Here is a 974-nt window from a genome sequence, read left to right on the forward strand (position 1 = left end):
ATGAATTCATTTCATTCTGGTTACCCTAATCGCGCAGGACTAAAACACCCGCCAGCAACAAAAGGCTCAATTGACACTCATCTATATCCATGCGTAAATCTGACTATAGATTACCCATTTAACCTAAGATTATGATTAGAAAGCTCTTTCGTGTTTCACGATTTCTACATAAATGGGCAGGATTATTCCTTGCCGTACAAATTTTATTGTGGATTTTAGGTGGTGTAGTGATGAGTGTTATACCTTTGGAAAAGGTGCACGGAGATCATCTAGCAATAAAAAATTTAAACTATGAAATCGACAATACACAGTATGCTTTCTCCCTAGATACCTTTCGCCTTAGAATCTCCGAGCCTATTCATAAAATTTCCTATACCCAAGTTTTAAGTGAGCCTTATTACGCAGTTCAGACGGCGTCTGGTGAGCAATTATTCCATGCCTTAACTGGCGATTTGATGGGTATTATCAATGCTGAAAAAGCGGCAACAATAGCAAAACAACATTATCTTGGAAACGGCGAACTTATCGAGCAAAATTTGTTAGCTAAAGCTCCAATGGAAGCCTCTCGCAACAAAGGAAAAGTGTGGCAGCTAAAATTTGATGATACTTGGAATACCACATTATATGTGTCTCCGTTAAGCGGCAAGTTAACTACTATTAGAAGTGATTTGTGGCGTATTTTTGATTTTTTTTGGATGTTGCATATTATGGATTATGACGAGCGAAAAAATTTTAATAACCCGTTATTAATCACATTTTCTATCTCCGCTTTATTGTTTACCGTTACTGGTATTATTTTACTATTTAAGAGTTTTAACTTGGTTGCGATTAGACGATTAAAACGTCGGTGATGGGTTACCCCCTATCCCTGTACCATGGGCTTTAGGCCATGGATTCATTTCATTCAGGTTAACCTAATCGCGCGGAGCTAAAGCACCCGCCTACAAAATATATGCCCCCCTTCACCTTGTAGC

General features: G+C 38.4%; 1 protein-coding gene. It reads left to right on the plus strand.

The annotated features are described in order from the left end of the window. Window positions 1–230 precede the first annotated feature (230 nt). Window positions 231–851 (plus strand): hypothetical protein, encoded by a 621-nt coding sequence (locus ABWV72_RS21145; RefSeq protein ID WP_353372954.1) that lies wholly within the window; start codon window positions 231–233, stop codon window positions 849–851. Window positions 852–974: the final 123 nt, after the last annotated feature.

Origin of the sequence: Aliiglaciecola sp. NS0011-25 (assembly GCF_040370605.1) — a bacterium.
Taxonomy (GTDB): Bacteria; Pseudomonadota; Gammaproteobacteria; order Enterobacterales; family Alteromonadaceae; genus Aliiglaciecola; species Aliiglaciecola lipolytica_A.